The sequence below is a fragment of the Plastoroseomonas arctica genome (assembly GCF_018128965.1).
GTDB lineage: Bacteria > Pseudomonadota > Alphaproteobacteria > Acetobacterales > Acetobacteraceae > Plastoroseomonas > Plastoroseomonas arctica.
The window spans coordinates 450110-457080 of the sequence record NZ_JAAEDH010000001.1; the positions used below are offsets into that span (position 1 = coordinate 450110).

At 69.8% G+C, this 6971-nt stretch carries 6 protein-coding genes and 1 pseudogene; 5 read left to right on the forward strand and 2 right to left on the reverse strand.

Going from position 1 to position 6971, the window contains the following annotated elements:
* Positions 1 to 84: 84 nt before the first annotated feature.
* From GXW79_RS02120 to GXW79_RS02135, 4 genes are all read left to right on the forward strand, one after another.
* Complete coding sequence (locus GXW79_RS02120; protein WP_211872545.1) at positions 85 to 1056, forward strand: Bug family tripartite tricarboxylate transporter substrate binding protein; 972 nt, start codon at positions 85 to 87, stop codon at positions 1054 to 1056.
* A 159-nt stretch (positions 1057 to 1215) separates the two neighbouring features.
* A complete protein-coding gene (locus GXW79_RS02125) occupies positions 1216 to 2232 on the forward strand; it encodes an amino acid ABC transporter substrate-binding protein (RefSeq protein WP_211872546.1) in 1017 nt (338 codons plus the stop codon).
* Positions 2233 to 2243: 11 nt separating this feature from the next.
* Positions 2244 to 3560: an aspartate aminotransferase family protein gene (locus GXW79_RS02130; protein ID WP_211872547.1), complete on the forward strand. Its 1317-nt coding sequence runs from the start codon at positions 2244 to 2246 to the stop codon at positions 3558 to 3560.
* Positions 3561 to 3664: 104 nt separating this feature from the next.
* Positions 3665 to 4519 (forward strand): metallophosphoesterase family protein, encoded by an 855-nt coding sequence (locus GXW79_RS02135; protein ID WP_211872548.1) that lies wholly within the window; start codon positions 3665 to 3667, stop codon positions 4517 to 4519.
* A gap of 3 nt (positions 4520 to 4522) precedes the next feature.
* On the opposite strand, the gene GXW79_RS02140 is transcribed toward GXW79_RS02135, so the two are convergent.
* Together GXW79_RS02140 and GXW79_RS02145 are read right to left on the reverse strand one after the other, a co-directional pair.
* The gene (locus tag GXW79_RS02140) at positions 4523 to 5359 is read right to left on the reverse strand and encodes an HpcH/HpaI aldolase/citrate lyase family protein (RefSeq protein ID WP_211872549.1); all 837 of its coding nucleotides are present in this window, start codon (positions 5357 to 5359) and stop codon (positions 4523 to 4525) included.
* A complete protein-coding gene (locus GXW79_RS02145; RefSeq protein ID WP_367614778.1) occupies positions 5359 to 6591 on the reverse strand; it encodes a CaiB/BaiF CoA transferase family protein in 1233 nt (410 codons plus the stop codon). The genes GXW79_RS02140 and GXW79_RS02145 overlap by 1 nt, the downstream gene beginning before the upstream one ends.
* A 109-nt stretch (positions 6592 to 6700) precedes the next feature.
* Here GXW79_RS02145 and GXW79_RS02150 point away from each other — a divergent pair.
* A pseudogene (locus GXW79_RS02150) lies at positions 6701 to 6971 on the forward strand (hypothetical protein); the annotation flags it as partial.

The following is a 6971-nucleotide window of genomic DNA, read 5'->3' on the forward strand; positions in this document are numbered from 1 at the left end:
GCCTTCCGCGCCGCTCCCTCCCTAGGCTCGGGGCACCACAAAAACCGCCGGCGTGGCCAACGCGCCGGCATCGGAGGATCGCCCATGTTCTCGCGCCGCTCGCTCGCGCCGCTTCTGGCCGCCTTCCCCTCAGCCCTCGCCGCGCAGACCGCGCCGCGGTGGAACCCCGACCGCCCGATCCGCTTCCTGGTCGGCTTCGCCGCCGGGGGCAGCACGGACACCACCGCCCGCGTCGTCGCCCAGGCGATCAGCCCCGGGATGGGCCAGCAAGTCCTCGTCGAGAACCGCACCGGTGCGGCGGGCAACATCGCCTCCGAACACGTCGCCCGCAGCGCGCCGGATGGCTACACGCTGGTCGTGGCGTCGATGGGCACGCACGCGACCAACGCGGCGCTCTACCGCAACATGAGCTTCGACGTGGTGCGCGATTTCGCCGCTGTCTCGCTCGTCGCGCTGAGTTCGCAACTCGTCGCGCTGCATCCCGCGCAACCCTTCCGCCGCGTCTCCGAGCTTATCGCCTTCGCCCGCGCCAATCCCGGCAAGCTCAACTGCGGCATCGCGGGTGCGGGCAGCTCCCAGCATTTCGCGGCGGCGATGTTCGAGCATGCGGCCGGGGTGCGCTTCACCCAGGTCTCCTTCCGCGGCGGCGCGCCGGCGATGGCGGAGCTCGCCTCCGGGCGCATCGACCTGGTCTTCTCCCCGGTGGTGGAGGCGATCGAGCTGGTCCGCGGCGGCCAGGTGCGCGCCATCGCCATCACCCGGGCCGAGCGTTCCTCCCAGCTGCCCGACATCCCCACCGTGGCCGAGGATCTGCCCGGCTACACCTTCGCCTCCTGGCTCGGAATCTTCGCCCCGGCCGGCACGCCGACGCCCATCATCAACCGCTTCTCGACCGAGATCGCCGCCGCGATGCGCCGGCCGGAGGTGCGCACGCGCATGGAACAGCTGGGCTATGAGCCGGTCGGCAGCACGGCGGAGGAATTCGCGACCTTCCAGCGCGCGGAGATGCCGCGCGTGGCGGAGATGGTGCGGATCAGCGGCGCGACCGTGGAATGAGCGCGCCTTCGGCGCGACGGAACGAGCGCGCCTTCGGCGCGACGGAACGAGCGCGCCTTCGGCGCGACGGAACGAGCGCGCCTCCGGGCGCGACGGAATGAGTGGCTTGGCGGCGCGCCCCGCGCGCGCCACCATCCGGCTTCACCGCCGGAGATCGCCATGATGACGCCTCGCTTGCTGCTGGTGGCCCTGGCCATGGCCCTGTCCGCGGCGCCGGCCTTCGCGGGTGCGACGCTCGATGCCATCCGGCGCACCGGCTATGTGCGCTGTGCCGTCTCCGTGGGTGTCGCGCACATGTCCCAGCCCGACAGCAACGGCCGCTGGCAGGGCTTCGACACCGAGATCTGCCGCGCCATGGCCATCGCGGTGTTCGGCGACCCCGAGCGCATCCGCTTCGTCCCCACCACTGCCCAGACGCGCTTCACCGCGCTGCAATCGGGCGAGGCTGACGTGCTCAGCCGTACTACCGCGCTCTCGCTCACCCGCGACAGCACGCTCGGGCTCTCCATCACGGTCGCGCATTTCTACACCGGGCAGGGCTTCCTGGTTCAGCGCAGCATCGGCGCCAGGCGCGCTGTGGACCTCAACGGTGCCACGGTGTGCGGCACCCAGGGCAGCATCATCGAGCGCAACATCGAGGACTGGGCGCGGGCGAACAACCTGCGCCTGACCACCATCGCCTTCGACACGCCCCCCAATGTACGCGCGGCCTTCCTCGCCGGGCGCTGCGACGCGATCAGCGACGACATGATCAATCTCTCGGCCAACCGCCTCTCCGCGCCGGACCCGAACGCGCTGGTGCTGTTGCCCGACCTTATCCAGAAGGAAATGCACGGCGTTCTCGTGCGCAACGGTGACAGCGAATGGGCGACGCTGACCCGCTGGGCCGTGTTCGCGCTGATCCAGGCGGAGGAGTTCGGCCTGACGCGGGCCAATGTCGAGGAAGCGCGCCGCACCAGCACCGACCCGCAGATCCGCCGCTTCCTCGGCGTTTCCGAGAATGTGGGGCAGGGTTTCGGCGTCTCGGCGAATTTCGCCTACGACATCATCCGCCACCTCGGAAACTACGGCGAGATCTTCGACCGCACCGCCGGCGCCGGCGGCCTCGGGATGGATCGGGGCCCGAACCGCCTCTGGACGCAGGGTGGGCTGATGATCTCCTGGCTCTGGCAATAAGGAAAAAGCGCATGGCCCCGCTCGACATCGCACCGCGCAACACGGGCCTCGACGAAGCTCTCGCCGATGCGCGCGAACGCTACACCGCCGCACGCCCCAACTCCGCCGCCGCGCATGTACGCGCCAAGGCGGTGATGCCCGGCGGCAACACGCGCACCACCCTGTTCTACACGCCCTTCCCCACGGCGATGGCGGGCGGCGAAGGCTGCCACCTCACCGACATCGACGGCCATCGCTACCTCGACCTCTGCGGCGAATACACTGCTGGGCTGTTCGGCCATTCCGACCCGCGCATCATCGCAGCCCTCGAGGCGGCGATCGCGCGCGGCCTCTCGCTCGCGTCCGTGGGCGAACGCGAGGCGCAGTTCGCCGAAATCCTCTGCGCGCGCTTCCCCTCGGTCGAGCGCATCCGCTTCACCAATTCCGGCACCGAAGCGAACCTCATGGCCATCGCCGCCGCGCGCGGCTTCACCGGGCGCGAAGGCATCCTCGCGATGCAGGGCGGCTACCATGGCGGCGTGCTGACCTTCGTCACCGGCGCCAACCCGGTCAACGCGCCCTTCCCCGTGACCCTCGCGCCCTACAACGACATCGACGGCACGCTGAGCGTGATCCGCGAGAAAGCCGGCACGCTCGCCGCCATTCTCCTCGAACCCATGATGGGCAGCGGCGGCTGCATCCCTGCCACGCGCGACTTCCTTGCCGCCCTACGCGCCGCCGCCACCGAGCACAACATCGTTCTCATCTTCGACGAAGTGATGACGTCCCGCCACACGCTCGGCGGCCTGCAGAAGCTGCACGGCATCACGCCCGACCTCACCACGCTCGGCAAGTACGTCGCCGGCGGGATGTCCTTCGGCGCCTTTGGCGGGCGCGCCGACATCATGGCCATGTACGAGCCCGGACGCCTGACCCATGCCGGGACCTTCAACAACAACGTCCTGTCCATGTCCGCCGGCATCACCGCTATGGGCGACATCTTCGACGATAGCGCCGCCGAAGCCCTCCGCGCCCGTGGCGACGCGCTGCGCGATGCGCTCAACGCCACCTGCGCGAAGCACGGCGCGTCCATGCAGTTCACCGGCATCGGCAGCATGATCCAACCGCACTTCCGGCTGGGCGACATCATCCGGCCCTACGTGCCGTCACCCGCCGAGGAAGGTCTGCGGGAGCTGTTCTTCCTCGATATGATGAGCGCGGGGATCTACATCGCCCGGCGTGGGATGGTGGCGCTGAGCTTGCCGGTCGGAGAGAGCGAGAGCGCGCAGTACGTCGCGGCGGTGGATCCATTCTGTGCAGCGCGAAAGCCGCTGCTCAAAAGAGAATAAGAGCGGGGGAAAGAATTCCCCCGCACCCCCATCTTTTATTTTTGGCAATAGCGCTGGCGGAACCTCGCTGAAGGCCATCGCGCGATCAACGCACGAGAGCCGTCATGCCGATCCGACTGATCCATGTTTCCGACACACATCTGTCCGCGACGCATGGCTACTTCACCGACAACTGGCGCGCCTTCAAGGCCGACATGGCCGCCGCGCCGCCCGATGCCCTCATCCATGGCGGCGACCTCAGCTTCAACGGGCCGGTCGCCGAACCGGACCTCGCCTTCGCCGCCGCCGAGATGGCCTCCCTCGGCATCCCACACCGCGTCATCAGCGGCAATCACGACATCGGCGAGGCCCCCGCCTTCTCGCGCCTCAAGCAGCCCATCAACGCCAAGCGCATCGCCGCCTGGACGAAGAACTTCGGTGCGCAATACTGGCATTGGGACCTCGGCGACTGGCGCCTCATCGGCATCGACACGGCCCTCCTCGCCAGCGGCCTGCCCGAGGAAACCGCGCAGATGGACGCCCTGCGCGAAATGCTCGCCACGCGCGGCAAGCGTCCCGTCATGCTGTTCATGCACATGCCTCCCTTCGACAAGGACCCGGACGACCCCGCGCGCACCACCTCCGTCATTCCCCACCCCGCCCGCGCACCCTTGCTCGACCTCTGCGCCGCGAACGGCGTGAAAATCATCGCCTGCGGCCACCTCCACATCTACCGCCGGCTCCGCCACCGCGGGATGGAGATCGTCTGGGCGCCGGCCACCGCCATGGTCGACGTCGCGCGCGGCCTGCGCCAGCGCCGCCGCTTCCCCCGCCCCGGCTACGTCGAATGGCTGCTCGACGGTCCCCGCGCGACGCATCGCCTGGTCGAGCCCGAGCGCATGTTCGTCATCGACATGACGCGCTGGACCCACAGCCACGGCTTCACCGTCACCGGCCTGCCCCCACGCGAGCCCGCCTGAGCCTCAGCGCCCCGCCCGGGCCAGCACCTTGCGCGCACGGATCAGCACTGGCTCATCCACCATCATCCCATCCACGACGAAGGCGCCCTTGCCGACCTTCGCGGCCTCGATGCCCGCCGCGATCTGCCGTTTGGCCAGGTCGATCTCGGCCGCACTCGGCGCGAAGCCCTCGTTCAGCACCGCGACGATGCTGGGATGGATGCAACTCGCTCCGGAAAAACCCGCGCGTCGCGAGCGCAACGCCATCGCGCGCACCGCCTCTCGGTCCCCGTAATCCGCGACGGTACCGAGTGTGCCCAGGGCCGGGATGCCCGCCGCATTCGCCGCGAACACGGCGCGCAGCTTGGCGTGCACCATCAGCTCGCCATCCGGCGCCGCGCCGCATTCGGCCGAGAGGTCCTCCGCTCCCACCATCAACCCCGCGACGCGCGGCGAGGCGCGCGCGATATCCTCGATGCGGGCAAGCGCCGCCGAGGTTTCCACCATCGGGAAGATCACCATCGGCCGCGTCTCGCATCCCGCCAGCACCTCGGCCGCGAGTGCGACGTGCTCCGGCCCCGTCGCCTTGGTCAGCAGGATGCCGTCGGCACCGGCCGCGGCCGCCGCTTCGATATCGCCCACCGCCAAGGTCAGCGGCCGGTTCACCCGCACGAACACCGAGGCCCCGCCACCGCGCGCGACCGGCACGGCGGCGGCAAGCGCGGCCCGCGCGCGCCCCTTCTCGGCGACCGGGACGGCATCCTCCAGGTCGAGAAGGATCGCATCCGCGCCCGTACCCGGCGCCTTTTCCACGAAACGCGCGACATGCGCCGGCACATACAGCATCGAACGCCATGTCATCACGCGGATTCTCCCTGGATCGCGCCGGCCGCATGCAGCCGGTCGAATTCTTCCTCACCCACCAGCGCGCCCAGGATGGCGCGGTTATCCTCGCCGATCCGCGGCGCGCCGCGGCGCAGGATGCCCGGCGTGGCGGACAGCCGCGGCACCTCGCCATGCATCGGCAGCCAGCCATCGGGCATGTCGGGATCCGGCACCTCGATCAGCGATTCATGCTCGCGGATATAGGCATCCTCGCTGATGTCGCGGATGTTCAGCACCGGCCCGATGGTGACGCCGTCGCGGTCGAATTTGGCCAGCGCCTCCTCCCGCGTCATGCCGGCCACGTAGTCGCGCACCACGCCGTCGATCGCGTCGAGGTTGGCGATGCGGTCGGTGTTGGTGCGGAAGCGCGGATCGACCAGCAGGTCCTCGCGCCCCAGGCTGCGCATCAGCTTCGCGAAGGTCGGCTGCGTCGAAGCCGACAAGCCCACCCAGCCGCCATCCTTCGTCTTGTACACGTTGCGTGGCGCGGTGTTGGTCGAGCGGCTGCCGGTGCGCTTCTTCACCACGCCGGACAGCTTGTGATTGGCCGATTGTGGCTCCAGCATCGTGAACAGCGGGTCGAACAGCGACAGGTCGACCACCTGGCCGACACCCGTCGCCTCGGCATGGCGCAGCGCGATCATCGCCGCGCCCACGCCATAGAGGCCCGCGATGGCGTCGGCCAGGAACATCGGCGGCAGCACCGGCTCGCGATCCTCGAAGCCGTTGAGCGCCGCGAAACCCGCATAGCTCTCGACCAGCGTCCCGAACCCCGGCTTGTGGCGATACGGCCCGTCCTGCCCCCAGCCGGAGATGCGGACGATGACCAGGCGCGGGTTCACCGCCAGCAGCGCCTCGGGCGACAGGCCCATGTCTTCCAGCACATCGGGGCGGAAGCTCTCGACGAACATCGCGGCCTCGGCGGCCAGCGCGCGGATCAGCGCGATGCCCTCGGCGTTGCGGAAATCGACGCAGACGCTGCGTTTGTTGCGGCACAGCGTCTTCCACGAGGTCTCGACGCCCTTCACCTTCCAGGCGCGGAGCGTATCTCCGGACGGCGGCTCCACCTTGATCACCTCCGCCCCGTGATCGGCCAGCACCAGCGAGAACACGTTCCCCGCGACCAGCCGCGAGAGGTCCACCACCCGCACCCCCTGCAACGCGCCTTGCGCCTCCGGGTCGAATTCCCGCCGATGCAGCCCTGCCACCCAATGCCTCCCCGATTGCCAAACCCGATCCTGCCCCCGCCCTGCAACGAACCGCAACCGAGCGCGGCCGGGGCTTGGCCAATCGGGCCAAACCGCTGATATGAACGCCATGTCCTTCGCCCAGACGCCGCTCCTGCCCGGAGTCTCCCGGCGCGGCGCCCTGGACCAGCGCCGCTGGCTCCAGCGCGCTGCGCTGATCTCCGTGCTGCTGCACCTGTTGCTGGCGGCGTTCCTGCTCTACCGCGCCCCGCCGAGCACGCCCGAGGCGCCGACGGAATCGCTGCCCTCGGTAGAACTGGTCTTCGACGAGGCGGCGCCGCGCGCCGCCCCCGAGCCCGGCGCGCCGGCGATCGCGGCGCCGGTGCCGAGCCCGGCCGAAC